This is a genomic window from Mixta calida (assembly GCF_002953215.1).
In the GTDB taxonomy this organism is placed as follows: Bacteria; Pseudomonadota; Gammaproteobacteria; order Enterobacterales; family Enterobacteriaceae; genus Mixta; species Mixta calida.
On record NZ_CP026378.1, the window covers coordinates 2,569,273 to 2,595,424 of the forward strand.

At 57.8% G+C, this 26,152-nt stretch carries 21 protein-coding genes and 2 pseudogenes; 15 read left to right on the forward strand and 8 right to left on the reverse strand.

From position 1 onward, the window contains the following. Positions 1–7 precede the first annotated feature (7 nt). The 6 genes and pseudogenes from C2E16_RS12335 to C2E16_RS12360 all read left to right on the forward strand — a co-directional run bounded on the left by C2E16_RS12335 (position 8) and on the right by C2E16_RS12360 (position 5,790). Entirely contained in the window at positions 8–130 is a 123-nt protein-coding gene (locus C2E16_RS12335; protein WP_084970065.1) for a GpE family phage tail protein, read from the forward strand. Further along, positions 123–2,572, forward strand: a pseudogene (locus tag C2E16_RS12340) (phage tail tape measure protein). The gene C2E16_RS12335 and the pseudogene C2E16_RS12340 overlap by 8 nt, the downstream one beginning before the upstream one ends. 3 nt (positions 2,573–2,575) lie before the next feature. Further along, positions 2,576–3,102 (forward strand): annotated as a pseudogene (locus C2E16_RS12345) (phage tail protein). Then, the gene (locus tag C2E16_RS12350) at positions 3,096–4,271 is read left to right on the forward strand and encodes a phage late control D family protein (RefSeq protein ID WP_084970047.1); all 1,176 of its coding nucleotides are present in this window, start codon (positions 3,096–3,098) and stop codon (positions 4,269–4,271) included. The pseudogene C2E16_RS12345 and the gene C2E16_RS12350 overlap by 7 nt, the downstream one beginning before the upstream one ends. A gap of 92 nt (positions 4,272–4,363) precedes the next feature. Continuing rightward, complete coding sequence (locus tag C2E16_RS12355) at positions 4,364–4,582, forward strand: ogr/Delta-like zinc finger family protein (protein WP_084970048.1); 219 nt, start codon at positions 4,364–4,366, stop codon at positions 4,580–4,582. 143 nt (positions 4,583–4,725) lie between these two features. Continuing rightward, the gene (locus C2E16_RS12360; protein ID WP_084970049.1) at positions 4,726–5,790 is read left to right on the forward strand and encodes a phage integrase; all 1,065 of its coding nucleotides are present in this window, start codon (positions 4,726–4,728) and stop codon (positions 5,788–5,790) included. 332 nt (positions 5,791–6,122) lie between these two features. Here C2E16_RS12360 and C2E16_RS12365 read toward each other — a convergent pair whose 3' ends face one another. The 3 genes from C2E16_RS12365 to yobA are packed head-to-tail and all read right to left on the reverse strand — an operon-like array spanning position 6,123 to position 7,770. Then, positions 6,123–6,464, reverse strand: coding sequence for a YebY family protein (locus C2E16_RS12365; protein WP_038625678.1), 342 nt, complete (start codon positions 6,462–6,464; stop codon positions 6,123–6,125). Positions 6,465–6,514: 50 nt separating this feature from the next. Then, on the reverse strand, positions 6,515–7,390 hold the full coding sequence (gene copD / locus C2E16_RS12370; protein ID WP_084970050.1) for a copper homeostasis membrane protein CopD: 876 nt from the start codon (positions 7,388–7,390) through the stop codon (positions 6,515–6,517). Between the two features lie 2 nt (positions 7,391–7,392). Then, positions 7,393–7,770: a CopC domain-containing protein YobA gene (yobA, locus tag C2E16_RS12375; protein WP_052133887.1), complete on the reverse strand. Its 378-nt coding sequence runs from the start codon at positions 7,768–7,770 to the stop codon at positions 7,393–7,395. 117 nt (positions 7,771–7,887) lie between these two features. Here yobA and C2E16_RS12380 point away from each other — a divergent pair, with 117 nt between their 5' ends. Both C2E16_RS12380 and exoX read left to right on the forward strand, forming a co-directional pair. Next, entirely contained in the window at positions 7,888–8,115 is a 228-nt protein-coding gene (locus tag C2E16_RS12380; RefSeq protein WP_038625673.1) for a DNA polymerase III subunit theta, read from the forward strand. Positions 8,116–8,142: 27 nt separating this feature from the next. Beyond that, positions 8,143–8,814 (forward strand): exodeoxyribonuclease X, encoded by a 672-nt coding sequence (gene exoX / locus C2E16_RS12385; RefSeq protein WP_038625671.1) that lies wholly within the window; start codon positions 8,143–8,145, stop codon positions 8,812–8,814. Here the strand turns inward: exoX and ptrB are convergent. The 3 genes from ptrB to C2E16_RS12400 form a co-directional block, all read right to left on the reverse strand. Continuing rightward, a complete protein-coding gene (ptrB, locus tag C2E16_RS12390; protein WP_084970052.1) occupies positions 8,811–10,874 on the reverse strand; it encodes an oligopeptidase B in 2,064 nt (687 codons plus the stop codon). The two genes, exoX and ptrB, sit on opposite strands and share 4 nt — an antisense overlap. 127 nt (positions 10,875–11,001) lie before the next feature. Continuing rightward, a complete protein-coding gene (locus C2E16_RS12395; protein ID WP_038625668.1) occupies positions 11,002–11,673 on the reverse strand; it encodes a tellurite resistance TerB family protein in 672 nt (223 codons plus the stop codon). Positions 11,674–11,946: 273 nt separating this feature from the next. After that, positions 11,947–12,261, reverse strand: coding sequence for a YebG family protein (locus C2E16_RS12400; RefSeq protein ID WP_084970053.1), 315 nt, complete (start codon positions 12,259–12,261; stop codon positions 11,947–11,949). Between the two features lie 135 nt (positions 12,262–12,396). On the opposite strand from C2E16_RS12400, the gene purT reads away from it, so the two are divergent. Beyond that, positions 12,397–13,575: a formate-dependent phosphoribosylglycinamide formyltransferase gene (gene purT / locus C2E16_RS12405; RefSeq protein ID WP_084970054.1), complete on the forward strand. Its 1,179-nt coding sequence runs from the start codon at positions 12,397–12,399 to the stop codon at positions 13,573–13,575. A 39-nt stretch (positions 13,576–13,614) separates the two neighbouring features. Here purT and C2E16_RS12410 read toward each other — a convergent pair whose 3' ends face one another. Then, positions 13,615–14,253, reverse strand: coding sequence for a bifunctional 4-hydroxy-2-oxoglutarate aldolase/2-dehydro-3-deoxy-phosphogluconate aldolase (locus C2E16_RS12410; RefSeq protein WP_084970055.1), 639 nt, complete (start codon positions 14,251–14,253; stop codon positions 13,615–13,617). Between the two features lie 210 nt (positions 14,254–14,463). Beyond that, the gene (zwf, locus tag C2E16_RS12415) at positions 14,464–15,939 is read right to left on the reverse strand and encodes a glucose-6-phosphate dehydrogenase (RefSeq protein ID WP_038625660.1); all 1,476 of its coding nucleotides are present in this window, start codon (positions 15,937–15,939) and stop codon (positions 14,464–14,466) included. A 359-nt stretch (positions 15,940–16,298) separates the two neighbouring features. Between zwf and C2E16_RS12420 the strand changes: the two genes are divergently transcribed. From C2E16_RS12420 to C2E16_RS12445, 6 genes are all read left to right on the forward strand, one after another. Beyond that, the gene (locus C2E16_RS12420; RefSeq protein ID WP_084970056.1) at positions 16,299–17,171 is read left to right on the forward strand and encodes a MurR/RpiR family transcriptional regulator; all 873 of its coding nucleotides are present in this window, start codon (positions 16,299–16,301) and stop codon (positions 17,169–17,171) included. Positions 17,172–17,467: 296 nt separating this feature from the next. Further along, positions 17,468–18,910, forward strand: coding sequence for a pyruvate kinase (pyk, locus tag C2E16_RS12425; protein WP_084970057.1), 1,443 nt, complete (start codon positions 17,468–17,470; stop codon positions 18,908–18,910). A 503-nt stretch (positions 18,911–19,413) separates the two neighbouring features. Then, positions 19,414–20,970: a pyridoxal phosphate-dependent decarboxylase family protein gene (locus C2E16_RS12430; RefSeq protein WP_081981775.1), complete on the forward strand. Its 1,557-nt coding sequence runs from the start codon at positions 19,414–19,416 to the stop codon at positions 20,968–20,970. A gap of 10 nt (positions 20,971–20,980) precedes the next feature. Further along, positions 20,981–22,273, forward strand: a complete 1,293-nt coding sequence (locus C2E16_RS12435; RefSeq protein ID WP_038625653.1) for a lysine N(6)-hydroxylase/L-ornithine N(5)-oxygenase family protein — start codon at positions 20,981–20,983, stop codon at positions 22,271–22,273. A gap of 1 nt (position 22,274) precedes the next feature. Further along, positions 22,275–24,632, forward strand: a complete 2,358-nt coding sequence (locus C2E16_RS12440) for a GNAT family N-acetyltransferase (protein ID WP_038625651.1) — start codon at positions 22,275–22,277, stop codon at positions 24,630–24,632. A gap of 239 nt (positions 24,633–24,871) precedes the next feature. After that, on the forward strand, positions 24,872–26,104 hold the full coding sequence (locus C2E16_RS12445) for an MFS transporter (RefSeq protein ID WP_084970058.1): 1,233 nt from the start codon (positions 24,872–24,874) through the stop codon (positions 26,102–26,104). Positions 26,105–26,152: the final 48 nt, after the last annotated feature.

The window sequence follows — 26,152 nt, forward strand, 5'->3', positions numbered from 1 at the left end:
TGATCTGATGGCCGACGTTGCGGCCATCTTTCACTGGCCCCCGTCTGAAATGTACGACATGCCGCTGGCCGAGCTGCTCGACTGGCGGCATAAAGCCCTGATACGCAGCGGAGTATCCCCGGATGAGTAACAACCTCAAACTGCAGGTGCTGCTGAAGGCGGTAGACCAGGCGACCCGCCCGTTTAAGTCGATACGTAACGAAACGCAGAAGCTTGCCGGCAACATCCGCGAAACGCAGACCAGCATTAAGGAGCTGGATGCGCAGGCGGCCAAAATTGACGGCTTTCGTAAAACCAGCGCGCAGCTGGCCGTTACGCAGCAGAAACTGAAAGAGGCAAAGGCGGAGGTGGCCGCGCTGGCGGTGCAGTTTCGTAACACCGAAAAACCCACCACGGCGCAGGCCCGCGCGCTGGAAAAAGCCCGCCAGGAAGCCGCACAGCTGCAGAGCAAAACCAACAGCCTGCGCCTGTCCGTGCAGCAGCAGCGCGAGGCGCTTAATGCGGCCGGGATCTCCACCAAAACCCTGAGCAGCGAGCAGCAGCGCCTGAAAACAGCCTCGGCACAGGCCACCGTCAGCCTGAGCCGTCAGAAGCAGGAGCTGCAGCGCCTGAATCAGCAGCAGGAGCGGCTGAACCAGGTCAGTGAGCGTTACCGCCGGGGCAGGAGCTGTCCGGCAGGGTACGCAACACGGGCGCCGCAGCGCTGGGTGCCGTCACCGTGGGCGGCATGGCAGCAACATCCGTGCTGCGCCCCGGCTATGACTTTGCGCTGGCTAACTCCACGCTGCAGGCGGTGACCGGACTTGATAAAAAATCAGCGGAGTTTCAGTCACTGCGAACGCAGGCCCGCAGCATCGGCGACACCACGGCCGCGTCGGCCAATGATGCCGCCCAGGCGCAGATTATTATCGCCAAGTCAGGCGGCAACACTGACGACATTAAAGCCGCCACGCCGGTGACGCTGGACATGGCGCTGGCCAACAACCGCACGATGGAAGAAAGCGCGCAGTTGCTGATGAGTACCAAAAACGCCTTTGGTCTCGCCAACAGCCAGGTGGCGCACCTGGGCGACGTGATTTCCGCCACGCTCAACAAAACCGCCGCCGACTTTGACGGTCTGAGCGATGCGCTGACCTATATCGCTCCGGTGGCAAAAAATGCCGGGGTAAGCGTTGAGCAGACCACGGCGATGATTGGCGCGCTGGCGCAGGAAGGCACCACCGGCAGCATGGCCGGGACGGGCGTGCGCGCCATGCTGCTGCGCGTGCAGGCACCGACCGGCGAGGCGGCCAAAGCGATTAAAGAGCTGGGCGTGAAAACGGCGGACAGCAAAGGCAACATGCGTCCGTTTTTTACCATTCTTAAAGAGATGCAGAAATCCTTTGAGAAAAACAAGCTCGGCACGGCGCAGCAGGCGGAGTACCTGAAGACCATTTTCGGGGAGGAAGCCGCCTCATCAGCGGTGACGCTGATGAAAACTGCCTCAAAGGGCCAGCTCGATGAGCTGACCAAAACCTTCCAGAAGTCGGACGGCAGCACGTCCGCCTTGGTAAAGGTGCAGCAGGACAACCTCGGCGGCGACTTTAAGGAATTTCAGTCGGCATCTGAGGCCATCGGAACGGATCTTTTTGACCAGCTCGACGACAGCCTGCGCACGCTCACGCAGGATGCCACAAAGTTCCTGCTGACCGTGGATAAATGGATACAGGCTAACCCGGAACTGGCAGGCGGCATCGCCAAAGCCGCCACGGCGGGCCTGCTGTTTGTCGGCGCGCTGGGTGCCATCGGGCTGATTGCATGGCCGGTCATTGCGGGTGTGAACGCGATTATTGCCGGTGCCGGCCTGCTGGGAACCGCGTTTACGGTGGCGGGTGGCACCATCACAGCAGCGCTTGGTGCGCTGACGTGGCCCATCGTGGCCGTGGGCGCCGCCATCGTGGGCGGTGCGCTGCTGATCCGTAAATACTGGCAGCCGATAGGTGCATTTATATCCGGCGTGGCCGAAGGATTTACGGCGGCAATGGGGCCGGTAAGTGAAGCATTCACCCCACTGAAGCCAGTGTTTGAATGGTTTACCGGCAAGGTAAAAGAGCTGTGGAACTGGTTTGGCAGGCTGCTGGAGCCGGTGAAATCCACGCAGGCAGAGCTGGCCGCTGCCGGGGATATGGGGAAAAAGTTTGGCAACGCAGTGGGTGAGGCGCTGAAATTCGCGGCCGGGAAGCTTGAGCAGTTCATGGGCGGCATCAGCTGGGTGCTGGAAAAGCTCGGCGTCATTGATACGAAATCCTCCGGGCTGAAAGACAGGGTGCCGGAGCATGATCAGCATGATGCCGTGGCGCCGAACGGGCTGCCGTACCTGCTGGGCGACACCGGTGCGCCGTATAAACCGGTCGTGACGCCAGCAGCAAAGGCCGGCTACACCGACCAGAGCCAGAACAGCTACCAGTACGACATTCACATGCATCCGGGCATGACCAAAGACGACGCGCTGGCGCTGATGGCGCAGCATCAGGCGCGCGAACAGCGAAACCGCCAGGCGCAGCAGCGCAGCAAAATGGGCTGGGAGGATTAAACCATGATGATGATTTACGGCATGCTGCCGTTCATGCTGCAGACGCTGCCCTATGACGAACTGCAGCGCAATGTTGACTACCGCTGGCCGACAAACAGCCGCGTCGGACAACGCGCCTCGGCGCAGTTTATCGGGCCGGGGATGAAAAAATAACGCTGAGCGGCGAGCTGCGCCCGGAAATCACCGGCGGCGCGCTGTCACTGCTGACACTGAAGGCGATGGCTGACGAGGGCCGGGCGTGGCCGCTGATAGGCGGTAACGGCACTATTTACGGTATGTACGTAACGCAAAGCCTCGCGGACTCGCACAGCGAGTTTTACAGCGACGGCAGCGCCCGGAAAATTACCTTTAACCTGAGCCTGCTGCGCGTTGATGAGTCCCTGACGGCGATGTTCGGCGATCTGAAAAAGCAGGCGGAGGGGCTGATAAGTGGCGCGGGTAACCTGCCGGGCCAGCTGTCGTCGGCCGTGGACAGCATTAAATCAGCGGCCGGCAGCGTGATTTCTTCTGCAGGAGGGCTTTTATCATGACGGGTATCAGCAGCCTGCCGGTACAGGCAGGCGCCCGCCTCAGCCCCGATTTCCGACTGACCGTGAACGCAAAGGACGTGACCGCGAACATCCGCGACAGGATGCTGTCGCTGACGCTCACTGACAACCGCGGCTTTGAGGCTGACCAGCTGGATATTGAGCTGGACGACGCCGACGGCCAGCTGGCGCTGCCGGTACGCGGCGCGGTGGTAAAGCTGTTTCTCGGCTGGGCGGGCCAGCCGCTCACCGGGAAAGGCGAGTTTACCGTGGATGAGGTGGAGCATCACGGCGCGCCGGACACGCTGATGATTCGCGCCCGCAGCGCGGACTTTCGCGGCACGCTGAACGCACGTCGTGAAGTGTCTTACCACGATACCACCCTGGGCGCCGTGGTGAAGCAGATAGCGGAACGTAACAAGCTGACGCCCGCGATCGCGACTGAATTCACGGATATTGCGGTGCGCCATATCGACCAGACGCAGGAGACAGATGCCAAATTTCTGACGCGGCTGGCCTCGCTGCATGGTGCGGTGGCGGCCATCAAGGCGGGGCGCCTGCTGTTTATCCGGCCCGGCGCCGGCGTGACCGTCAGTGGCAAACCCATCCCGCAGCTTACCCTGACGCGCCAGGACGGCGACCGGCACAGCTTCAGCATTGCCGATCGCGGCGCCTATACCGGCGTGACGGCCAGCTGGCTGCACACCAGAGATCCGAAGCCGAAAAAAGTTAAACTGCAGCGCAAGCCCAAAGAAAAACACCTGCGCGCACTGGAGCATCCTGCCGCGAAGAAAAAGAAAACCACGGCTAAAAAGGAGCCGGAGGCCCGTGAAGGGGAATACCTGGCGGGTAGCGAGGATAATGTCTTTGCACTGACTACAGTTTACGCCACCAAAGCGGCGGCCATGCGCGCGGCAAAGGCAAAGTGGGAAAAGCTGCAGCGTGGCGTTGCTGAATTTTCACTGACGCTGGCGATGGGCCGGGCTGACCTGTTCCCGGAAACGCCGGTCAGGGTGAGCGGCTTTAAATCGGTGATTGATGCGCAGCCGTGGCTTATCAGCAAAGTCACGCACAACCTGAGCGGCAACGGCTACACCACAACGCTGGATTTTGAGGTGCTGCTTTCTGATGTGGAATATGAGGCGGAAGCCGACGACAGCAATGAGATTTAAATTAAACAAAGCAAACTTTAACTTGCAAAAGCAAGTTTAGTTATTAAAATGCAAACATCGTCTCTGTTTCGCTTGTTTAAGGTAGGTTCACCATGATGCATTGCCCGCTTTGCCAGACTGCTGCTCACGCCAAAAGCAGCCGATACATATCGCGTGAGACCAAAGAACGCTATCACCAGTGTCAGAACATTAACTGCAGCTGTACGTTCAAGACGCACGAAACCGTAGCAAGCGTGATCGTATCGCCAGGCGTAGTTAATAAAGTCAGCCTGCACAGCCAATACCAAAACCAGCCTTCTCTGCTGCACTGATACTGCTCTCCCCTCCCCGGCCTACCGATTCAATACTAACCTGCTCCGGCAGGTTTTTTTATGTTTGATAGATTTTAAACAAACATTGAATACTGTTTTTATATACAGTAATTTACTTCGCGTTTCAGAACGTGAGATTGATTATGGCAATAAGGAAACTCAAAACAGGCAAGTGGCTTTGTGAATGCTATCTCAACGGCCGTGAAGGGAAGCGCGTCAGGCGTCAGTTTAAAACGCGTGCGGAGGCCATTGCATTCGAACAGTACACGCAGGAAGAGACCAAAGCCAAACCTTGGCTCGCTGAAAAAGAAGATAACCGTCGTCTTAGTGAACTGGTAGATCTCTGGTATAAATTGCATGGTTGTTCGCTGAATGACCGCAAAGGCAGGCTCGGTAAGCTCAATATTATTTGCAAAGGCATGGGCGATCCTGTCGCTGCCAATATTACCCCGAAGGACTGGGCCCACTACCGTGACCGGAGGCTTCAGGGGTTAATCGAGAATGGTTATAAAACCAGCGCTAAATCCTTAAAAGTTTCACCCGGGACAATCAACTGTGAGCATGCTTTTTTGCGGGCGCTATTCAATGAGCTGGAACGTCTCGGTGAGATCACCTACCCCAACCCGCTTAAAAATATTCGTGAATTTGACCAACCGGAAAAGGAAATGGCCTGGCTGACAGAGCCACAAATAGAGAAGCTGTTTGCCGCCTGCGAAAAGCACGGAAATCCCGATCTGACCCTGATTATTAAAATCTGTCTTTCTACGGGCTGTCGCTGGAGCGAAGCGGCAAATTTGAAAGCCTCCCAGCTGTCACCCAGAAAAATCACCTTCGTTAACACCAAAGGCAAAAAAAACCGCACCGTTCCCATTAGCGCAGCATTGTATGAAGAGCTTAGATACAAAGAAGGACGTTATTTTGCTGAGTGTTACCGCCAGTTCTATCGCGTAATCCGCCTGGCGGGTATTGAGTTACCTGAAGGCCAGATGAGCCACGTTTTACGTCATAGCTTCGCAAGCCATTTTATGATGGCTGGAGGAAACATACTTGTGCTGCAGCGTATATTGGGACACTCGGATATTCGGGTAACGATGCGGTACGCCCACTTCGCACCAGACCATTTAGAAGATGCAGTATCTTGCAATCCACTGGCGCTAATGGCTAAAAGAAGTGGCGACAAAATGGCGGTTGAAGATCCAACAGGGTAAAACAGCAGGTAACAGGATAATGATTAAGTGACTGGTTTTTCAGTAACTTACTGTTTATAAACTATAAACAAAAAAAGACCGAATACGATTCCTATATTCGGTCCAGGGAAATGGCTCTTTAAGAGCCGTGCGCTAAAAGTTGGCATTGATGCAGGCGATGTCGCCTTGCCTTTTAAAGCGTAGAACAGTCGTGTGGATTTTCCAGCCGGATGTAACCAGGCTGCAAAGAAGAGTTGAACTCTGTGAAGTTAACGGCAGAACTGTAAGAGAGGACTATCGCTTAGCGCCATTATTGACTATAGAAGACGGCGCGGCAGGCCGCGCCGATGGTATTAATTGCAGAGTTTTTCCGCACGATCGATTATGGGTTGCAGGCTGGCCTTCTGCCCCGGATGTTGCGGATCGTCGTTTTGGATAACGGCGACAGGCTGAGCCTTAGCCTGGCCCGACGCCACTTTCTGCGCCGCTTTATCATTCAGCGGATATTGCATCAGGGTGCTGGGGTTAATGGCAAACAGCGCATGCTCTTTCGTACAGGTAAGCATCACCTCTTCACGGTTGAACGGCCATTTATCTTTGCCGATCTCAAAACGACTAACCGTGATCACTTCCGACGCCGCCAGCGCGTTGGCGCAGCATCCCATCGCCAGTACCAATCCGATGATTTTCTTCATTGCGTTACCTTATTGTCTTGCTCGTGCCCAAAGCTCAGGGCTTTCTGTTATTACGGCTGCAGCGTGGCGAAAAAACTGACTAAAAAGACCACCAACGCCGCAGTCAGTACTTCAAACTGCGTTGCGCGCACAAACCACTGCTGCGCCCTGCCATCCGGCCGTTGAAAACGCGGCACCAGCCAGTAGCGGTTAAACAACGCGGTAAAAACCATTAACGCCACCAGCCCGACTTTCATCAACAGCAGCAGCCGATAATTATTCTCCACTGGCCAGGGCCAGCCGACAATCAGTGCGGTATTAATCACGCCGCTGACCAGGGTCAGCGCCACGGCCAGATGTCCATAGCGCGAAAAACGCATCATGGCGCGTATCGCATCGCCGCGCAACGCCGACTGACGCGCATCGCGCATCAACCACAGCAGCGGCAGCAGGCCGCCGGTCCAGAACGCGGCGCCTGTAAGATGCACCGCATGGTTAAGACGTTGCAACGTCCCGCACCAGCCGCTTAGCATCGCGGCGTGCCCCACCAGAGCCAGACCGCAGAGCTGAGCCAGGCCGCACAGCAGCAGCAAACGCTGACGCCAGACGCCGCGCATCGCCAGGCTCAGACAGGCCAGCAGTGCGAACAGCAGCTGGATGCGCCAGGCCTGGCCGAAGCCGGTATGCAGCACGGCGCGCCAGATGGCGGGCTGAACGATATTACGTCCGTCGCCGCTCATCAGGCCGGTCTGTAGCGCCAGCATCGACACCGCACTCAGCAAAGCCAGCAACGTACTGACGACCAGCACCGGCATCAGGCGTCGGCTGAGCAGAGGCCGATAGCGGCGCGGCGCCAGCAGCGCGCTGTAGAAGGCGCTGCCGGACAACAGCATCAACGCGCTGAAGTGCAGCCAACGGCAGAAAATATAGAGCGATTCCAGCGTCATGGTTACTTCACGCTGAAAGTGTAGCTTCCTTTGGTTTTGTGACCATCGACCGACAGCACATGCCAGTTAACCTGGTAGCTGCCGCCCGGAAGCGGTTTCTCCAGCGGCACGATCAGCTGGTTATGCTGCTGCGGCGCGCGTTCCACTTCGGCGGTCGGCATTACCTGCTGGCCTGCGCCAAGGATTGTTACGCCGCTGAACGCGGGCTCGATATCTTCCGAGAAGGTTAGCGTCAACGCCTGCGGAGACGCTTCAACGTTGGCATTCGCTGCGGGATATTGTGATTTCAGATGGGCATGGGCCAACGCAGCCGGAGAAAAGGCGACCGCCAGTACCAGGAGGGCTGCGCCAGGTAAAGCAGAGATGCGGTTTTTCAACATGATTTCATCCTGTAAACTATCGTGGTTGTCACCGACGAGGCCGCAGCATACTCTCCGTACCGGGAGCTGTCGAGGCAATAACGGCGGCCGCGTCGTGATTATACAGAGGAGCAAAAAATGAGTAACAATCTGGCAACACTGTCGCAGGAAGAGAAGGATAAAGTGAACGTCGATTTAGCCGCAGCGGGCGTCGCGTTTAAAGAACGTTACAATATGCCGGTGGTGGCAGAAATCGTCGAACGCGAGCAGCCGGAAGCGCTGCGCGACTGGTTCCGTCAGCGCCTGATGCATCACCGACAGGCATCCCTTAATCTCTCCCGCCTGCCCTGGGAACCGAAGAAATAACAGTGCGCCCATGCGCTAAGAGGCTTTATGCTACGCGTTATTGATACTGAAACCTGCGGTCTGCAGGGCGGTATCGTTGAGATCGCTTCCGTCGACGTGATTGACGGACAAATCGTCAATCCCATGAGCGATCTGGTCTGTCCCGACCGCCCTATCAGCCGTCAGGCGATGGCGGTACACCGCATTACCGAAGCGATGGTGGCCGATAAGCCGCCAATTGAGGCATTGATCCATCGCTATCACGGCAGCCCCTACTACGTCGCCCATAACGCCAGCTTCGATCGTCGCATGCTGCCGGAAATGCATGGCGAATGGATCTGCACCATGAAACTGGCGCGTCAGCTCTGGCCGGGTCTGCGCTACGGAAACCAGGCGCTGCGCGAGCATCTGAAGCTGGAGGTGACAACGCCCGCCGATCTACATGCGCACCGCGCGCTGTATGACTGCTACGTCACCGCCGCGCTGCTGATCCGCATTATGGAAACCTCCGGCTGGGACGCGCCGCGCATGGCGGGCGTCGTGAGCGCCCCGACCGCTGCCGGGCAGGATGTAATGCCCTTCGGCAAATATCGCGGACGCGCCATCGCCGAGGTAGCGAAACGCGACCCCGGCTACCTGCGCTGGATGCTGAATTCTATCCCGGATCTGAAACCTGCCCTGCGCACTGCGCTGCAAAAGCAGGTTAATCAGGAGGATTAGTAGCCGCTGCCGCTGTGCAGCGTGCCCTGTGCCAGGCCGATGATAAAGGCGAACTCCAGCGAGACGCCCTCATAGGATTTAAAGCGGCCCGATTTGCCGCCGTGACCGGAATCCATATCGGTACAGAGCAGCAGCAGGTTCTCATCCTTTTTCTGGTCGCGCAGCTTCGCTACCCACTTGGCCGGCTCCCAGTACTGCACTTGCGAATCATGCAGCCCGGTCGTCACCAGCATATGCGGATAGTGATTTTCACTCACGTTGTCGTAAGGGCTGTACTGCTTCATATAGTGATAGTACTGCGGATCGTTAGGGTTGCCCCACTCATCATATTCGCCGGTGGTCAGCGGAATGGTCTCATCCAGCATGGTGGTTACCACATCGACAAACGGCACCTGCGCCACCACGCCGTGAAAACGATCGGGCTGCTGGTTGATGACCGCGCCCATCAGCAGGCCGCCCGCACTGCCGCCCATGGCGTACAGCCGCTGCGGATCGCCGTAGCCCTGCTGCACCAGCGCGTCAGTTACGTCCAGAAAATCGTTGAAGGTGTTCATCTTGTTCAGCAGACGGCCATCGTCGTACCACTGCTGCCCTAACTCGCCGCCGCCGCGCACATGCACCAGCGCATAGATAAAACCGCGATCGAGCAGACTGAGTCGGCTGGAGCTGAAGTCCGCGTCCATAATCGAGCCGTAAGAGCCGTAGCCGTATACCAGCATAGGGTTTTTACCCGGCTGATAGTGCTGGCGGTGATAAACCAGCGATACCGGCACCTCGACGCCGTCGCGCGCTTTAATCCACAAATGCTCGCTTTTGTAGTTGGCGGAATCGAAGCCGTTAATCTGCGTCTGCTTCAGCACGCGCCGCTCGCCGGTATCCATATCCAGTTCAAACAGCGTGGTGGGCGTGGTCATGGAGGAGTAGCCGTAGCGCAGCTTGCTGGTCTCCGGCGAGGCGTTAAAGGCAAGCCAGGTCACATAGGCGGGATCGTCGAAGGCGATGCCGAAGGTTTCGCCGGTGCGCCAGCAGATCTGCCGCAGGCTGGAAAGCCCGCGCTGGCGCTCTTCCACCACCAGCCAGTCGCGGAACAGCTGGAAATCCTCCATCACCACATGATCGCGCGGCGCGATAATGGTTTCCCAGCGCGACTCATCCAGATAGCTGGTGCGGTAGAGACCGAAGTTTTTGCCGTCGCGGTTAGATCGCAACCAGAAACGGTGATCGTAGTGGTCGAGCGTATATTCATGCCCTTTGCGGCGCGGCACGAACACCCGCGGACGCGCATCGGCATACTCCGCGTCAAGCAGATGAATTTCTGTAGTCGTCGTGCTGTGCAGCGCGATGAGAACAAAATGCTCCGAGGTGGTTTTATGCACGCTGAGGTAAAAGGTATCGTCTTTTTCCTCATAGACCAGTTCGTCATCCCGCTGCGGCGTGCCGACATTGTGCCGCCACACCTGATAAGGCAGCAGCGTCTGCTTATCTTTACGCACGTAATAGAGCGTTTTTGAGTCATTCACCCAGGCAAAGCTGGGCGAGACGTTCTCCAGCACTTCCGGGTACCAGTTGCCGGTCTCCAGATTGCGAAAGCGGATGCCATACTGACGGCGTGAAAGAAAATCTTCCGCCAGCGCCATAATGCGGTTGTCCGGGCTGATATCCAGCGCGCCCATAGTATAGAACTCGCTGTGTGCGGCGCGCTGGTTGGCGTCGAGCAGCGTCTCCCACTCGTCCGGCGTCCCGGTGTCCGCTGGCTGGCGCAGGTAGATGGCGTATTCGTTGCCCGCTTCATAACGGCTTTGATAGCGGTAGCCGTTTTTCACATAAGGCACGCTGTAGTCCTGCTGCGATATGCGCCCGACCATCTCTTTTAACAGGCGATCCTGCAGGGCCTTCTGCGACAGCATGACCTTATGACCGTAGTCATTTTCCGCGTGTAGATAGTCGAGCACTTCTGGATCTTCGCGCTGATCGTCGCGCAGCCAGTAGTAATTATCGACGCGAGTATCGCCATGCAGCGTCATCTCATGGGGAACTTTTTTTGCTTTTGGTGGCATCATAACGGTTACTGTTTCCAGACAAACATCCATTAAGGGTGGCAGCTAAGGCCATGATTGCCAAGCGGTGAGCGGTAAAAACCAGCATGCAGCCTGTCGCCAGGCGGCGTCAGGCCTTAACTTAAGGAAATCAGGAAGGCAGTTTCTCTTTTTCCTGACGGATATCTTTTTCAATCTCTTCGCGTACGTCCGCCGGAATTTTCAGCGCGTCGCCCAGCTCTTTCAGATAGCTGCGCTCCATAAAATGATCGACATCGATCGTCGCGCAGCTGAGAAAGTAGAGTTCCAGCGCCTCTTCTTCGTTTTTAACGCCCTGCGCCAGCCAGTGCGGATCGAGCGGACGATTGATCGCCTGCTGAATCAGCGCTTCTGCCTGTTCACCATAGCCCGCCTGATGGATATTTTGCTCAATCGCCTTACGCTCCTCACCATCAATATGGCCGTCGCTTTTAGCGGCGAAGACCAGTGCGGTGATCAGACGCTCAGCCCGCTGATCGACCGGCGTCGCCTGCTGGCCAAACTGCGGCTCATCCTGATGCGCTTCACGCACGCGCTGTTTGTATTTGTTCCACAACAGGGTGCCCGCCGCCGCGCCGCCGCCGATAATCAGCGCGTTTTTGCCATATTTCGCCAGTAAGTTGCGCGAGGTCTTGCTGGATATCAGCAGTCCCGCCAGGCTGCCAAGCGCGCCGGGCGCCAGCATTTTATTTAAGGCTTCGCTGCCGCCCTGCGCTTTCGCGCCTGCGTTGCCGAGGTTCTTGTTGCCTAACATTTGTTGAAGTTGCTGCAGCCAGTTACTCATAGTCTCTCCTTTCGCAATGTGCGTCATAGTCTGAAGTACCGGACGTCAAGAAGCGTAAGCGGAAGCAAACAGATGAAAACGCCGCGCCGGAGAACCGGCGCGGCGTCAGGCCGGGCAGACAAGATAAGAATATGGCGGACGCGATGTCGCCTGAAACGATACGGACACACAATAAAAACGCGACCGCAGCTTTGCCTGACCAGCGGAGAGCCCCGCTCTGCTCAACTTCTTATGAACAAAGTGTGGCTGATATTCGTCAGGCTGCAATATTGATCAGGCCGCCTTAACGGCGCGCATCTTTTTACTGCTTTCTGTATCAGCCGCTTTCGGCACGGCGTTATCGGACTGCGCCTCCGGCAGTTTACTGGTGCGCAGAATATGCTGAACCGCATCTTTCTGCTCGGCGAGGAACAGACCCAGATTTTCAAACTGCGCTTCATCCAGCGGCAGTTCGCTCTGCAACAGCCAGTCAGTAAAGGCCTCCGCCATATCGAGCATCTTGTCGTATGCGTCTGCTTCTTTCTTGCTGGCAAATGTCATTTTTTCTTCACCTTTTCTGACCACTACAAATTTGGTTTCAACAGCCATGACTCACCTCGATTACTGTATTTTTATACAGTATAGCAGGCCAAATTTTCAGATCAAGCTTTCCTGACGGCTGCGTACGCAAACGTTTTCGTATATACTGCGCGCGTTTTTCTTCCTCACTTTCAGGTAGGTACTATGACGACTCTTGGAACAGCGCTGCGTCCGGGCGCGACGCGCGTAATGCTGTTAGGCTCCGGCGAATTGGGTAAAGAAGTGGCGATTGAATGTCAGCGGCTGGGCGTAGAGGTTATCGCCGTCGATCGCTACGCCGATGCGCCCGCCATGCACGTCGCGCATCGCAGCCATGTGATCAATATGCTGGACGGCGAAGCGCTGAAAACATTGATCGCCCAGGAGCGTCCCGATTATGTGGTGCCTGAAATCGAAGCGATCGCCACCGATACGCTGATCGCCCTGGAGCAGCAGGGGCAGCGCGTGGTGCCTAATGCGCGCGCCGCGCGTCTGACCATGAACCGCGAAGGCATTCGTCGCCTTGCGGCGGAAACGCTGGCGCTGCCGACCTCCTCCTATCGCTTCGCCGACAGTCAGGCGTCATTTATCGCGGCGGTGGAAGAGATCGGTTTTCCCTGCATCGTCAAGCCGGTAATGAGCTCCTCCGGCAAGGGGCAGAGCTTTATCCGTGAGGCGGCGCAGCTGCAACAGGCGTGGGACTATGCGCAACAGGGCGGCCGCGCCGGCGCCGGAAAAGTAATTGTCGAAGGAGTAGTGAAATTCGATTTTGAGATCACTCTGCTCACCGTCAGTGCCGTTGACGGCATTCATTTCTGCGCGCCGATAGGCCACCGTCAGGAAGATGGCGACTACCGCGAATCCTGGCAGCCGCAGCAGATGAGCCCGCTGGCGTTACAGCGCGCTCAGGAGGTTGCGGAAAAAGTGGTGACGGCGCTAGGCGGTTTCGGCCTCTTTGGCGTAGAGCTGTTTGTCTGCGGCGATGAGGTGATATTCAGCGAAGTGTCGCCGCGCCCGCACGACACCGGCATGGTGACGTTGATCTCGCAGGATATGTCTGAGTTTGCGCTGCATGTGCGCGCCTTCCTGGGTCTGCCCGTTGGCGCGGTGCGTCAGTATGGCCCGGCCGCCTCCGCCGTGATCCTTCCGGCGCTCAGCAGCAACAACGTCAGCTTCGGCAACGTTGAGCAGGCGCTGGGCGCGGGCTTGCAGCTGCGGCTGTTCGGCAAGCCGGACGTGGACGGTAAACGTCGGATGGGCGTCGCGCTGGCGACCGGAGAGAGTACGGAAGAGGCGGTAGCGCGTGCGGTTGCCGCCGCTGCCGCCGTGAAGGTCAGCGGCTAAGGCTGCCGGCTCTCCCATGGCGGGAGAGCCGGTGATGACTTAACGCGCGCCAGCGACGGCTTCGCGCGCCAGTTCAGTAATGCGCTGATAGTCGCCGGAAGCCAGCGCATCGTTCGGCACCAGCCAGGAACCGCCGATGCAGAGCACGCTTTTCAGCGCCAGGTAGTCGCGGTAATTTTTCGGCGAAATGCCGCCGGTCGGACAGAAGCGCACCTGTGGGAAAGGCCCGGCGATCGCCTGCAATGCCTTTACTCCGCCATTGGCTTCCGCCGGGAAGAATTTAAACTCGCGCAGGCCATATTGCATCCCGGTCATCAGTTCAGAAACGGTGCTGATGCCGGGAATAAGCGGAACGGTGTCTTCCACCGCCGCCTGCAGCAGCGGCTCGGTGATGCCGGGGCTGATAACAAACTGGGCGCCTGCGGCGGTCACTTCCGCCAGCTGCTGGGTATTGATCACCGTTCCGGCGCCAACGATGGCGTCCGGCACTTCCTGAATGATCGCCTTCAGCGCATCCATTGCCACCGGCGTGCGCAAGGTTACTTCCAGCACGCGTACGCCGCCCGCCACCAGCGCTTTAGCCATCGGCACCGCATGCGCCAGATCGTTGACCACAATCACCGGCACCACTGGGCCTGTTGTCAGAATCGCCTCGGCGCTTGTTTTCCAGTTTTTCATCGTTCTACTCTCCTGTCAGGCCAGCGAACCCATCCGACCACTGGCAATAATGGCGCGCATCCGCGCAGCAAAGAAAACGCTCAATACCATACCCGATTTTATTCGCGGTCGTCCACGCCCTTTAACGTTTTTTGAAACTGCGGTTCAATTTTCTATGCATCCGCTTCAGCGCGAAAAAAAGCCCGCATTTCGCGGGCTTAGTTGTTGTGCTTATTCAAACTCGTTCCAGGAACGGCCGTCGCGCGTGATCATGGCGACAGAGGCGACCGGCCCCCAGGTGCCTGCCTGATACGGCTTCGGCGCCTCGTTGTCGGCGGCCCAGGCGTCAATAATGGAATCGACCCACGTCCATGCCGCTTCCACCTCGTCGCGGCGCACGAACAGCGCCTGAATGCCGCGCATGCTTTCCAACAGCAGGCGCTCATAGGCATCCGCCAGGTGAGACTGGTTAAAGGTCTCGGAGTAGCTCAGGTCAAGCTTGGTGGTTTGTAGGTTGTGTTTGTGATCGAGGCCCGGCACTTTGTTCAGGATTTCGATATCCACCCCTTCGTCCGGCTGCAGGCGAATGGTCAGCTTGTTCTGCGGCAGCTCTTGCCAGGATTCTTTAAACAGGTTCATTTCCGGGTTTTTGAAGTAGACCACCACTTCAGAACACTTGGTCGGCAGACGCTTGCCGGTGCGCAAGTAGAACGGCACGCCCGCCCAGCGCCAGTTGTCGATATCGACGCGGATAGAAACGAAAGTTTCCGTATTGCTGGCTTTGTTGGCGCCCTCTTCTTCCAGGTAGCCCGGCACTTTTTTGCCCTGCACAAAGCCGGCAGTGTACTGGCCGCGCACGGTTTTTTCGCGCACGTTGGTATGGTCGATGCGGCGCAGCGAACGCAGCACTTTGACTTTTTCATCGCGAATGCTGTCGGCGCTGAGATCGGACGGCGGTGACATAGCGATCATGGTCAGCACCTGCAACAGGTGATTCTGGATCATATCGCGCATCTGACCCGCTTTATCAAAGTATCCCCAGCGGCCTTCGATGCCCACTTCTTCCGCGACGGTGATCTGTACGTGGTCGATAGTGCGGTTGTCCCAGTTGTTGGCGAACAGCGAGTTGGCGAAACGCAGCGCCAGCAGGTTCAGCACCGTTTCTTTACCCAGGTAATGGTCAATGCGGAACACCTGGCACTCTTCGAAATATTCACCGACCTGGTCGTTGATTTCCTGCGACGTTTCCAGCGAGGTGCCGAGCGGTTTTTCCATCACCACGCGCGCCGGTTTAGCGTTCAGCTTCGCCTGGCCGAGGCCTTTGCAGATAGCGCCGAAGGTGCTGGGCGGCATAGCGAAATAGTTGATGGTGACGCGGTTTTTTTGATCGAGCATTTTGCCCAGACGCGTAAAGTGCGTCGTATCGTTAACGTCCAGGTTGCAAAAATCGAGACGATTGCTGAGACGATCCCACAGCGCTTCGTCGATTTTCTCTTTCATGAAGGTTTCCAGCGCCTCACGCACCACTTTGGTGTAGGCCGCCTTGTCCCATTCCGCACGTCCGACGCCGATAATACGGGTCTGCTCATGGATCTGCCCGGCCTTTTCCAACTGATACAGGGAAGGCAGCAGTTTCCGGCGCGCCAGATCGCCTTTGGCGCCAAAAATGACCAGATCGCATGCCTGGGCTGTTTGTGTTACCGCCATTCTTATCTCCTCGTTGCAGGATGAGTTGAGCCAAAAATTCCCGACAGGCTCAGCTCTTATTGTAATTTTCTTTCAGCACAATGTACTGTGTTTAACCGGCGCGGGTAAACCGGCGCCCGCCTCTTTTGCCATAACCGGTTACTTTAGCGACGCCATGGTCCAATAGCGCGTCGTTTTCACCCCACTTTTCTTATGGCTTTCCTTCGGTGAAAATCAGACACAGCTCATATTCTGGCAAAAAACGTCAGGATGCGTTTTACCTGCGCTGCCATGTTGCTGTCGCGACACGGTATATTCTCAGTAAATGACCATCGGATGCACCTGTAAATGAAATCGACGGAAGTGATGAGCGTAATCAAATGAACAACATGCTGGAGAGAATTCACACGCAGCTTCCCCACCTCAGCAAATCTGAACGTAAAGTCGCCGAAGCGATCCTCGCCGCGCCGCAAAACGCCATCCGCTCCAGCATCGCCCAGCTGGCCAGTCGCGCAGGCGTCAGCGATCCCACGGTAAACCGCTTCTGCCACCGCATGCAGACTAAAGGCTTTCCCGATTTCAAACTACAGCTGGCGCAGTGCCTGGCGACCGGCACGCCCTGGGTCAGCCGCCATATCGACGAAAATGACGCAGTGGATATCTACGCCGATAAAATTTTTCATTCGGCGCTAGCTGGTCTTGAGCAGGTGCGTCAGCGGCTGGATATGTCGGCGATACAGCGCGCCGTCGAACTGCTGGCGGCGGCGAAAAAGATCAGCTTTTTCGGGCTGGGCGCGTCAGCCGCCGTGGCGCATGACGCGATGAATAAATTCTTCCGCTTCAATGTGCCGGTGATCTATTCAGACGACGTGGTGATGCAGCGCATGAGCTGCATCAACAGCGGCGCGGAGGATGTGGTGGTGTTGATCTCTCATACCGGGCGCACCACATCGCTGACCGAGCTGGCGCAGCTGGCGCGCGAGAACGGCGCGACGGTGCTGGCGCTTACCGCCTCCGGCTCGCCGCTGGCGCGCGAAGCGACGTTGCTGCTGGCGCTGGACGTGGCGGAAGATATCGATATCACTATGCCGATGGTGTCGCGGATGGCGCAGCTGATGCTGATTGACGTGCTGGCCACCGGTTTCACGCTGCATCGCGGCGCCCACTTCCGCGACAATCTCCGGCGAGTGAAAGAGGCGCTCAAGGCCTCGCGGCTCGACAAGGGGATCGACGTCTTTTCCGCGCCGCGCTAGCCGTGCCCTGCCGTTCTGTATTCAGCGCTTCCGACGCCCCGTCACAGCGGCGCGCCGCTTAAATATTGTCTGTTATCAATGAAGTTTTTCTTCTATGTGCAGGAAGAGTGACTTTAGCAGCAGGTGTCAGTATTGTATTTGGCGAACAGATTATCTTCACTCGCCGCCGGGAAAATCGCGCGAATGAGAACAACAAAGAGGAAAGATTACTCGCGGCAAGCCGATAAATAATCATAACCAGAACATTCATGCTTACTCTGTGCATCACTCAGGTTTCTACACCTTAAGGAAAACCCATGACCCGACGTCTCAGAAGAACCAAGATCGTTACCACTTTAGGCCCTGCTACCGACCGCGATAACAACCTGGAAAAGATTATTGCCGCCGGGGCTAACGTAGTGCGACTGAACTTCTCACACGGCACGCCAGAGGATCATCAGCTGCGTGCGGATAAAGTACGCGACATCGCCGCCCGTCTGGGCCGCCACGTCGCCATCCTTGGCGACCTGCAGGGACCGAAAATCCGGGTGTCGACCTTTAAAGAAGGCAAAATTTTCCTCAGCGTCGGCGATCGTTTTCTGCTCGACGCCAGCCTGGGCAAGGGCGAAGGCGATAAAGAGAAAGTCGGCATCGATTATAAAGGCCTGCCGGAAGATGTGGTGCCGGGCGACGTGCTGCTGCTTGACGATGGCCGCGTTCAGCTAAAAGTGCTGGAAGTGCGCGACAGCAAAGTTTTTACCGAAGTCACGGTCGGCGGCCCGCTTTCCAATAATAAAGGCATCAACAAGCTGGGCGGCGGCCTTTCCGCCGAGGCGCTGACCGAAAAAGACAAAGCGGACATTCTCACCGCGGCGAAAATCGGCGTCGATTATCTGGCCGTCTCCTTCCCGCGCTGCGGCGAAGATCTCAATTACGCGCGCCGCCTGGCGCAGGAAGCAGGCAGCGATGCGAAAATCGTGGCGAAAGTGGAGCGCGCCGAAGCGGTCTCTACCCAGGCGGCGATGGATGACATTATCCTGGCGTCCGACGTGGTGATGGTGGCGCGCGGCGATCTGGGCGTGGAAATTGGCGACCCTGAACTGGTCGGCATCCAGAAGGCGCTGATCCGCCGCGCACGTCAGCTGAATCGCGCGGTGATTACCGCCACGCAGATGATGGAATCGATGATCACCAATCCAATGCCGACGCGCGCCGAAGTCATGGACGTGGCGAACGCCGTACTGGACGGCACCGATGCGGTGATGCTCTCGGCGGAAACCGCCGCCGGTCAGTATCCGGCAGAAACCGTCAGCGCGATGGCGAAAGTCTGTCTTGGCGCGGAGAAAGTGCCCAGTATCAACGTCTCGAAGCACCGTCTGGAAGTGCAGTTCGATAACGTTGAAGAAGCGATTGCGATGTCGGCGATGTATGCCGCCAACCATTTACAGGGCGTCACGGCGATTATCACCATGACCGAATCAGGGCGCACCGCGTTGATGACTTCGCGCATCACCTCCGGCTTGCCGATCTTCGCGATGTCGCGTCACGAGCGTACGCTGAACCTGACGGCGCTCTATCGCGGCGTCACGCCGGTCTACTTCGACAGCAATAACGACGGCGTGGCCGCAGCGCACGATGCGATTAACCTGCTGCGCGACAAGGGTTTCCTGGTCTCCGGCGATCTGGTTATCGTTACCCAGGGCGACGTGATGGGCACCACCGGCACCACCAATACCAGCCGCGTGCTGCTGGTCGATTAACGCCTGCCGCCGCAAGCTTTCTTCTGCGGCGTTTTCGTTGACGCAATAAAAACGGCGCGCGATCGGTTCGCGCGTTTTTTCCTTCTTTTTTCTCCTTTTCAATGACCGCCTGCCGACAATCATTTCACTGCCCTGCTCCTTTTCCCTGCTGTTTGTAGTAATACCCCCAATAAAATGTGACATAAATCACATTTTAAATATTAATGTTGCTTATAACTCACTTGTCACAAAAATCCTATTGAATGATAATGATTGCTATTTATAATCGCATTCACATTATCAGTTGCAGCATACATGCAACATAAACGGATTTATCCTCATAAAATGGGAGGTTTACCGCTGAAAAAGGTTATCTCTCTCGCTTCGCTTTCTTGTCGGGCATTATGACTATACCGGTAATACATTAAATAAATTTAACTGATGCCGTGACGCATCAGGCGTACAGGGCCGTCATAAATTTGATGACGGCACGGGGTTCTTACGTCCAAAATAAGGTCAAGGAAATGGGATTGGTTTCCGCAACAACACAAAATAGCACGCCAGCAGATCGCAATGCCGCCTGCGCCAGCAGCGCAACATTTTTTTTCAATGAGGCGCAGCTGGAACAGTATGCACAGCAGACCCTGAGCGCGCTGGCTTTGGTCCGCCAGCAGCTGCAGCAAACTGAAAAGCCATTTAGCGGCATTTTGCCGCACGAGCTGGCGCCGGCGCTGCGCGCTATCGATCTTGATGCGCCGCTGGGCGACGAGCAGGCGGCGCTGGAAGAATTATCTGAAGTTTATCTGCGCGACGCCGTCTGGTTCCACCATCCTAAATATGTGGCGCATCTCAACTGCCCTGTCGTTCTGCCCTCGCTGCTGGCGGAACAGATCATGAGCGCGGTGAACAGCTCGGTGGATACCTGGGATCAGAGCGCCGGCGGCACGCTGATCGAGCAGAAGGTGATCGACTGGACGCTACAACGCATCGGCCTGCCCGCCGGCTCAGACGGTATTTTCACCAGCGGCGGCACCCAGTCCAACCTGATGGCGATGCTGCTGGCGCGTGACAGCTGGTGCGCGCGTCAGCATCCGGGCCACCTGATCAAGCAGCGCGGTCTGCCGCCGGAAGCCGGCAAGTGGCGAATTTTTACCTCAAAGATGAGCCACTTCAGCATTCAGAAATCGACCGCGATTCTGGGCCTTGGCTACGACGCGGTGATCGCCGTCGATCATGACGACCATTACCGCATGGACGCCGCCAAACTTGAGCAGGCGATCCAGCAGTGCCGCCAGCAGGGGCTGATCCCGATTGCGGTGGTCGCCACGGCGGGCACCACCGACTTTGGCAGCATCGATCCGCTGCGGGCGATAAGCGATATCTGCCATCACTATCAGCTGTGGATGCACGTCGACGCCGCTTACGGCTGCGGCCTGCTGGTGTCGCCGCTGCATCGCCAGCGTTTGCAGGGCATCGAACGCGCCGACTCCGTGACCGTCGATTACCACAAATCCTTTTTCCAGACCGTCAGCTGCGGCGCTTTTTTTGTGCGCGAAAGCCAGCATCTTGGTCACGTTACGGTGCATGCCGACTACCTTAACCCGCTCAGCGCGCAGCAGGAAGGTACACCCAACCTGGTGAACAAGAGTATCCAGACCACGCGCCGCTTCGACGCGCTGAAAATGTGGATGACACTGCGCATTATGGGCGCGCAGCAGCTGGGCGAAGCCTTTGACAGCGTGCTGGCGCTGGCGCAGCAAACCCACCGCCTGCTACAGGCGCATCCGGCGATTGAAGTGCTGCACGCGCCGGAGCTGACCACCCAGGTCTTCCGCTTTATTCCGCGTCCGGGCCTCAGCGACGAGATCACTGACGAAATCAACGCGCAGATCCGCAAAGCGCTGTTCCGCTCCGGCAACGCGGTCGTGGCGGGCACCAAAGTGAACGGTCGTCAGTACCTGAAATTCACCCTGCTCAATCCGGCTACCCGCGTCGCCGACATGGAAGATGTGATCGCCCTGATCACCCACTATGGGCGCGAGCTGTCGCACAACCTGTCACTCAACGCAGCGAATCAGTAAGGGCATAATGATGAACGACACCATTTATGACTTTATCGGCATCGGCGTCGGTCCGTTTAACCTCAGCCTCGCCTGTCTTACGGCGCCGCTGAATGAGATCAACGGCCTGTTTCTCGATCAGAACCCCGGCTTTGACTGGCACACAGGCATGATGCTGGAGAGCGCGCATCTGCAAACGCCGTTTATGGCCGATCTGGTGACGCTGGCCGATCCCACCAGCCGCTTCAGCCTGCTGAACTATATGAAGCAGAAAGGAAAGCTTTACAGCTTCTATATCCGTGAAAGCTTTTTCCTGATGCGCAAAGAGTATAACCAGTACTGCCAGTGGGCCTGCTCGCAGTTGGACAACCTGCGCTGGAACACGCGCGTGGAGTACGCCAGCTACGATGAAGGCCGCGCCTGCTATCAGCTGCACACCGTCGATACCCGCAGCGGCGAACGCCGCACCTGGCTGACGCGCAAGCTGGTGCTGGGCACCGGCCCGGTCTCCTGGCTGCCGGAGTGCAGCCGTCCGCTGCGCGATCGGGTGGTGCATTCCAGCGACTACCTGGTCAACAAAGCGAAGCTGCAGGCGCAGCGCTCAATCACCGTGCTGGGCAGCGGCCAGAGCGCGGCGGAAATTTTCTACGATCTGCTGAGCGACATCGACCAGTACGACTATCAGCTGAACTGGATCACGCGCGCGCCGCGTTTCTATCCGCTGGAGTACACCAGGCTGACGCTGGAGATGACCTCGCCGGAGTGGATCGACTATTTCCACGCCCTGCCTCCTGACAAGCGCGACCAGCTGAATGCGAGTCATAAAAACCTGTTTAAAGGCATCAACAGCAGCCTGATTAACGATATTTACGACCTGATGTACATCAAGCAGCTGGATGGCGACCTCAAGGTGCGGCTGTTCACCAACTCGGCGCTTACCGGTCTGCGCCGTCTGCCGAACGATGAGCTGGAGCTGTCGCTGCATCAGCGCGAGCAGGATCAGCACTATACCCGTCGCACTGAAGGGCTGGTGATGGCGACCGGCTATCACTATCAATCGCCGCAGTTTATCGAAGGCATCGCCAGTCGCCTGCGCTGGGATGAAAAGGGACGCTACGACGTGCAGCGCAACTACAGCATCGATCGTCATAACGCGGTGTTCGTGCAGAACGCTGAACTGCATACGCACGGTTTCGTGACGCCCGATCTCGGCATGGCCTGCTACCGCAACTCGGTGCTGATCCGCGAGATCGCCGGACGCGAAATCTATCCGATCGAGCAGCGCATCGCCTTCCAGACCTTCCCGGCAGAGACGGAGCTGTAACATGACGACGTTATATCAATGCACTCGTCCGGCCGGCGAATTTACCCTGCGGCCGATGACCGCCGCAGACGTCCCGCTGATCCACCGCTGGGTGACGCAGGACTACGCCCGCTTCTGGGGAATGCAGAACGATACGCTGGAACAGGTCGCCGCCTTCTATCAGCAGCTGACCGCCGACAATCCGCAGGCGGCGATTATCGGCCTCTGCAACGGCGAGCCGGTTTTCCTGATGGAATGTTATCAGGCACAGCAGGATGAGGTGGGCAAACACTATCCGGCGCGCCCTGACGATTACGGGATGCATATCCTGATCGCGCCGGCGGAAAAGCCTGTCGCACAGTTCAGCTGGCAGGTGTTCAGTACGGTAATGGATTACCTGTTCAGCCTGCCGCAGGTGCGGCGCGTGGTGGTTGAGCCGGACGTACGCAATGAGAAGATCCATCGTCTGAACCAGCGCGCCGGTTTCCGCTACCAGCACACCATCGATATGGGACATAAAACCGCGTGGCTCGCCTTCTGCCAGCGCGAAGATTATCAGCATGCTCAACAGCAGGAACAATCACCAATGACGACATCTACCTCCCTCGCGCACGGCCACCACCTTACCGGCGACAACTGGGCGCTGGCTAACCGGCTGCTGGTGCGCAAGGCAATAGCCGAGTTCGCCCATGAAAAACTGATCGCCCCGCAGCCCGATGGTCGCGACGGCTGGCTGCTGGCGGTACCGGACGGAGAAGCGGTTTATCGATTCCGCGCCCGCAGGCTGGCGCTCGATCACTGGCAGATCGACGCCGATTCGCTGGAAAAAAGCGAAAACGGCGTGCCGCACACGCTGGACGCGCTGCAATTTATTATCGAGTTCAGACAACAGATCGGCATCCCCGCCGCCATGCTGGCGATCTATATGGAAGAGATCACCAGTACGCTGTGCAGCAGCGTCTATAAGCTGCAAAAAGGCAACCCGGATAGCGCGGCGCTGGTGAAGGCGGATTTCCAGACGGTGGAAGCCTCGATGACCGAAGGGCATCCCTGCTTTGTCGCCAACAACGGCCGCATCGGCTTCGATGCGCGCGACTATCTCGCCTGGGCGCCGGAGGCGGCCGCGCCGATCCGTCTAATCTGGGTGGCGGTGCATACGCGCAACGCCCACTTCTCCAGTCTGGATACGCTGAGCTACCAGCGGCTGATGCAGGAGGAACTGGGCGACAGCACGCTGGCGGCGTTTAACGATCGGCTGCGCGCGCTGGCGGTCGATCCGCAGGATTATCTGTTTATGCCGGTGCATCCCTGGCAGTGGCAGAACAAGCTGTTGACGGTGTTCGCGCCCGATATCGCCGCGCGCGACATTATCTGGCTGGGCGAAGGCGAAGATACATATCAGGCGCAGCAGTCGATCCGCACCTTCTTTAACCGTAGCCAGCCGACGAAGCGCTATGTGAAAACCGCGCTGTCGGTGCTGAATATGGGCTTTATGCGCGGGCTGTCGCCTTACTACATGGCCACTACGCCAGCGGTCAATCAGTGGCTGGAGAGCGTCGTCAGCCAGGATGCCTGGCTGAAGCGGTGCGATTTCCGCATCCTGCGCGAAGTGGCGGCCATCGGCTACCACAACCGCTACTATGAACGCGCCATTCAGGGCGATTCCGCCTGGAAAAAGATGTTCGCCGCGCTGTGGCGCGATAATCCGGTCGCGCAGCTTAAGCCGGGCCAGCGTCTGATGACCATGGCGTCGCTGCTGCATATCGATCAGTATCAACAGCCGCTGCTGCCGGCCCTGATCGCCGATTCCGGTCTGGCCCCGGAGGCATGGATCGATCGCTACCTGACCTGCTATCTCAGCCCATTGCTGCACTGTTTCTATCAGCACGATATCGTGTTTATGCCGCACGGCGAAAACCTGATCCTGCTGCTGGAGAACAACGTGCCGGTCAGCGCGTATATGAAGGATATCGGCGAGGAGATCGCGGTGCTGAACCCGGACGCGATACTGCCGGAGAAGGCGCAGCGGCTGGCGGTAGACGTACCGGACAACCTGAAGATCCTCTCCATCTTCACCGACGTCTTCGACTGTATTTTCCGCTTCGTGTCGGCGATTCTGGACGACAGCGGCACATTGCCGGAGGCGCGTTTCTGGCAGCGCGTGGCGCAGTGCGTGCATGACTATCAGCAGGCGCATCCGCAGCTGGCGAGCAAGTTCGCCCGCTACGATCTTTTTGCGCCCACTTTCGCCCTCTCCTGTCTGAACCGGCTACAGCTGGCGAACAATCAGCAGATGATCAACCTGTCCGATCCGGCGGAAAATCTGAAGTTCGCTGGCGAGCTGACGAACCCGATAGCCGTTTACGCGCATCAAGAATAATTCATCTGTAGTATTATTTTGATCGCTATACTGACGCAACCGCGTCAGCGTGCTGACAAATTTAAAATATGGGTGACAGAGACCAGAGAGCAAAGCGTCCCGCGCCGCGGGCAGAGCTGGCATGGATGCTCTCTTTGCGGCTTTGCGAGCGGGCGATGTCACCCACGCCGCACCTTTAGCTATCATCTGACGCGACTGCCTTTTCGGTCGCGTTTTTTACATTTCTGGAGCATACCTGCATGGCTGCATATACCCCGGTTTCCCGCCTGACCTTCAGGCATTTGATGTTTCCCCTTTCGCTGGTGCTGTTTGAATTCGCCACCTATATCGCACACGATATGATCCAGCCCGGCATGCTGCTGGTGACCAGCGAATTCCATGTTGGAGCCGAGTGGGTCTCCACCTCGCTGACCGCCTATCTGATCGGCGGTATCCTGCTGCAATGGCTGCTTGGCCCGCTCTCCGATAAATATGGCCGTCGCCCGGTAATGCTGGCGGGCGTACTGTTTTTTATCGTCTGCTGCGCGATGACGCACTGGGTCGCTTCGATCGAGCAGTTCGTCGCCCTGCGTTTTTTCCAGGGCGCCAGCCTCTGCTTTATCGGCGCGGTGGGCTACGCCGCCATTCAGGAAGCCTTTGACGAAGCGCGCAGCGTGCGCATTATGGCGCTGATGGCGAACGTCGCCCTGCTGGCGCCGCTGGCCGGGCCGCTGGCGGGCGCCGCGTTTCTTACCGTGGGCGACTGGCGCACCATGTTCTGGCTATTCGCCCTTCTTGCCGCCGTGGCGCTGATCGGTCTCTGGCGCGCGATGCCTGAAACCGCAGGCGACCGCAGCGTTTCCATCAGTCTGAAAAGCCTGGGACGCGCCTATCTGGCGCTGGCGCGCGATCGGCAGGTGATGAGCGGCTCGCTGGCGATTGGCCTGGTGTTTATTCCGATCCTCGCCTGGGTCGCCCTGTCGCCGGTGATCCTGATTCATGATGAAGGATTGACGCGCATGGACTATGCGCTGCTGCAGCTGCCGGTGTTCCTGGCGATGATAGCCGGCAACCTGACGCTGAGTCGGCTGGCGAGCCGCCTGCCGATTGAAGGGCCGCTGCGCTTCGGCGCCTGGCCAATTCTTGCTGGCTTAATGCTGGCGACGCTCACCTCGATTATCGATCGTCACAGTTATCTGTGGCTGACCGCCGGGCTGAGCATTTATGCCTGGGGCGCGGGGATGGTGAACGCCGGACTCTATCGTCTGACGCTCTTTTCCAGCACCGCGGGCAAAGGCAGCGTCGCCGCGATGTTAGGCATGGTGAGCATTCTGGCGTTTGCGCTGGGGATTGAGCTGTCGAAATATGGCTATTTTCACGGCGGCGCCGCCTGGTTCAGTCTGATCAATCTGGCGAGCGGCCTGCTGTGGCTGGTGCTGGTGACCGCATTCCTGCGCGAACGCAAGCGTCGCAGCAAAATCGACCCAGCCTGATGAACTGGCGGGCGCGGGCATCACGTCTGCGCCCGCCAAAAAACAGCC

Bases quoted from the DNA above. Each gene is read 5' to 3' on its own strand.
- ptrB (WP_084970052.1), bottom strand. From the start codon at position 10,874: ATGATGCCACCAAAAGCAAAAAAAGTTCCCCATGAGATGACGCTGCAT.
- C2E16_RS12380 (WP_038625673.1), top strand. From the start codon at position 7,888: ATGAGTAACAATCTGGCAACACTGTCGCAGGAAGAGAAGGATAAAGTG.
- C2E16_RS12400 (WP_084970053.1), bottom strand. From the start codon at position 12,261: ATGGCTGTTGAAACCAAATTTGTAGTGGTCAGAAAAGGTGAAGAAAAA.
- C2E16_RS12335 (WP_084970065.1), top strand. From the start codon at position 8: ATGGCCGACGTTGCGGCCATCTTTCACTGGCCCCCGTCTGAAATGTAC.
- C2E16_RS12365 (WP_038625678.1), bottom strand. From the start codon at position 6,464: ATGAAGAAAATCATCGGATTGGTACTGGCGATGGGATGCTGCGCCAAC.
- C2E16_RS12440 (WP_038625651.1), top strand. From the start codon at position 22,275: ATGACGACGTTATATCAATGCACTCGTCCGGCCGGCGAATTTACCCTG.
- C2E16_RS12435 (WP_038625653.1), top strand. From the start codon at position 20,981: ATGAACGACACCATTTATGACTTTATCGGCATCGGCGTCGGTCCGTTT.
- C2E16_RS12410 (WP_084970055.1), bottom strand. From the start codon at position 14,253: ATGAAAAACTGGAAAACAAGCGCCGAGGCGATTCTGACAACAGGCCCA.
- exoX (WP_038625671.1), top strand. From the start codon at position 8,143: ATGCTACGCGTTATTGATACTGAAACCTGCGGTCTGCAGGGCGGTATC.
- C2E16_RS12420 (WP_084970056.1), top strand. From the start codon at position 16,299: ATGAACAACATGCTGGAGAGAATTCACACGCAGCTTCCCCACCTCAGC.
- C2E16_RS12445 (WP_084970058.1), top strand. From the start codon at position 24,872: ATGGCTGCATATACCCCGGTTTCCCGCCTGACCTTCAGGCATTTGATG.
- yobA (WP_052133887.1), bottom strand. From the start codon at position 7,770: ATGTTGAAAAACCGCATCTCTGCTTTACCTGGCGCAGCCCTCCTGGTA.
- copD (WP_084970050.1), bottom strand. From the start codon at position 7,390: ATGACGCTGGAATCGCTCTATATTTTCTGCCGTTGGCTGCACTTCAGC.
- C2E16_RS12395 (WP_038625668.1), bottom strand. From the start codon at position 11,673: ATGAGTAACTGGCTGCAGCAACTTCAACAAATGTTAGGCAACAAGAAC.
- purT (WP_084970054.1), top strand. From the start codon at position 12,397: ATGACGACTCTTGGAACAGCGCTGCGTCCGGGCGCGACGCGCGTAATG.
- pyk (WP_084970057.1), top strand. From the start codon at position 17,468: ATGACCCGACGTCTCAGAAGAACCAAGATCGTTACCACTTTAGGCCCT.
- zwf (WP_038625660.1), bottom strand. From the start codon at position 15,939: ATGGCGGTAACACAAACAGCCCAGGCATGCGATCTGGTCATTTTTGGC.
- C2E16_RS12360 (WP_084970049.1), top strand. From the start codon at position 4,726: ATGGCAATAAGGAAACTCAAAACAGGCAAGTGGCTTTGTGAATGCTAT.
- C2E16_RS12430 (WP_081981775.1), top strand. From the start codon at position 19,414: ATGGGATTGGTTTCCGCAACAACACAAAATAGCACGCCAGCAGATCGC.
- C2E16_RS12355 (WP_084970048.1), top strand. From the start codon at position 4,364: ATGATGCATTGCCCGCTTTGCCAGACTGCTGCTCACGCCAAAAGCAGC.